Below are 2,467 nucleotides of genomic sequence, written 5' to 3'. Positions count from 1 at the left end.
ATTATTCCCAACAATAATGAATTACCTGGAAACTTAACTCTGGCTAAGGCATAACCTGCCATTGAGTTAAATATAATATTCAACCCTGTTACACAAACACCAACCAAGACACTGTTTAAAAACCAGCGCCCAAACAAAGGGGATTCAATGAAAATATTGCGGTAGTTATCGACGGTAAAATCATGGGGTATAAAATTCAAACCGCCAGCGATAATTTCCTCAAGGGGTTTAAATGAGGCTGATAAAGCCCAAGCAAAAGGTAAAAACGTAATAATGGCATAGAGGATAAGAATGCTATAAAATATCCCTCTGATCCAACGAAAATTATTCACTCTTATTTGATCTCCTAATTCACTTTTTCTTCTCTAAAGAAGCCGCGTTGAATCAGTGTTGTTACTAGAATTACACCAGCTAACATTAATGCCAGTGCAGCGGCATAACCCATATCCAGACTTCTAAACGCATACTGGTAGATCAGAAGCACAACCGTCAGGGTTGAGTTGTTTGGACCACCGGTGCCACCCGAGAAGATGTAAGACTGGTCGAATAACTGAAATGTACCGATGACACCCATAACCATAACGAAAAATGTAACTGGCTTGAGTAAAGGCACAGTAATATTTATGAATTGATCGAACTCATTGGCACCATCAAGTTTTGCCGCCTCATAAACGGACCTAGGTATATCTTGCAGCGCTGCCAGGTAAATCACCATGAAAAACGGTGCTGTAGACCAAATATTCATAATCATAATGGATTTGAGCGCCACACTTGGGTCTCCTAGCCAGTTATAGGTCGGTAAACCGAAGAAGTCTAGTAATCCATTAAGTAGACCATTAGAATTATAAATCCAGATAAATATCAGGGTTAAAACCGCTGAGGAAGTGACAGTCGGTAGAAAGAAAATAATCCTGAACCATTTTTTTCCTTTAATTTCTTTATTGAGGACTAGAGCTAAAACCAGAGCCAGGATTGTTTGACAAGGAACAACAATAATGACATACTCAATTGTATTTTTGAGCGCAATCCAAACTCGCTCATCCTCAAAGGTACGAAGGAAATTTTTTAACTCAACAAATCGGTAACTCAGCCCTCCTAAAATCTCAACTTTATGGAAGGAAAGGAAGATTGCATAGATAATTGGTGCAATCAAAAAGGTTCCTAAAACTAGAATAGTAGGAGCCATGAAGAGGTAGCCAGATATAGCTTCCCTAACTTTGGCTTTCTGCCAAAATCCCTTCAATTTGACATCCCTCGATTTGACGTTTTGGTCAACTCCAAGTTTAGCTTTAGCTAGTGACATTTTTTAGTAGTTACTCGCTTGAATTTCTTTGTTAGCAGTTTGTTGTGCTTTTTTCATGGCTGACTTCAAGGATTGCTCACCCAGTAAAGCACTAAGAAACTGATTGTCGAAATGGGTCATAAATATTGGCAATTTTTCATCCCCTTGCCAAATCGTGGCGTACTCAGCACCCTTGATAAAGGGGGTGTACAGAGGATTCTGTTCATAGCCAAGTTCTGATATGACCGATTTCCGAGCCGGGATTGCCAGTCCTCCCTTCGCCCAAGCTTTCATCCCTTCCTTGCCAGTCAAATAGGAAATCAGTTCCCAGGCAGCCTCTTTATTTTTAGCTTGCTTGTTCATGACATAAGCAACGGTATAAACCATGCTTCCTTTGTGGTTACCGATACTGGGAACTTCCGCAGTGGCAAACTCAATCTTGGGAAATGTCTGTTGTAGGTAAGGAATCGCATAGCTACCTTCAATAACCATTGCTGCCTTCCCTTGGCCAAACATTTCGCTCCCAGAACTAGCTCCAACGTCTGAGGCTAGGGCAGCAGAGTGGTTTTGTCGATACATATCCATCAAAGGCGTTAGACCTGATAGGCTTTGGCGAGTCGCGAAGACAGCCTTGCCCTTCTGGTCAACTAACTCACCACCAAAGGCTTTGATCATGAAGTAGTGACGAGAGAGTTCTGGGGTGATGCCCAACCCATATAGGTCAACCCTGCCATTGTGAGTTCTATCCCTGGTCAATTTATTGGCATAGTCCTCTAACTCTTCCCAGGTTTGGGGAGGGTCGGTTATACTGAGTTGAGCGAAATATTTTTTATTGTAGAAAAGGGCAAGGGTTGTAAAATCCTTAGGCAATCCGTAGGTTTTGCCTAAGGATTGGAAGGCTTCCGAGAGATGGGGAGCAAAGTCATCTAAATCTAGGTCCTCGGTGATGTAATCATCAAGAGGCTCCAAGACTCCATGAGTCATGAGTAAGGGAGCATCTAGGGCGTCTACATAGAAGACATCAGGAGCAGCATCACCAATCAACCGAGTCTTAATGACATCCATATATTGGTCAGTGATGACTTCAAACTTGACTTTTATGCCAGGATGTGATGCTTCAAACTCCCTCAGTACCTGCTCAAGGAGCTGTTTTTCCTCCGGGCTGCTCTGCCAGCCGCTGAGGGA

Annotated in this window: 3 protein-coding genes; all 3 read right to left on the bottom strand. The window is 42.4% G+C overall.

The window, feature by feature from the left end; genetic code table 11:
* Positions 1-332: ABC transporter permease family protein (locus F6K20_RS34045; RefSeq protein ID WP_502708912.1), on the bottom strand; the 332-nt coding region annotated here is incomplete at its 3' end.
* Positions 333-346: 14 nt separating this feature from the next.
* Positions 347-1,186 (bottom strand): carbohydrate ABC transporter permease, encoded by an 840-nt coding sequence (locus F6K20_RS34040; protein WP_438941759.1) that lies wholly within the window; start codon positions 1,184-1,186, stop codon positions 347-349.
* A 120-nt stretch (positions 1,187-1,306) separates the two neighbouring features.
* A partial coding sequence (locus tag F6K20_RS34035) for an ABC transporter substrate-binding protein (RefSeq protein ID WP_287297730.1) occupies positions 1,307-2,467 on the bottom strand: 1,161 nt, incomplete at its 5' end.

Source organism: Moorena sp. SIO2C4 (assembly GCF_010672485.1).
Lineage (GTDB): Bacteria > Cyanobacteriota > Cyanobacteriia > Cyanobacteriales > Coleofasciculaceae > Moorena > Moorena producens.
This window is presented reverse-complemented; position numbering and strand designations above follow the sequence as displayed.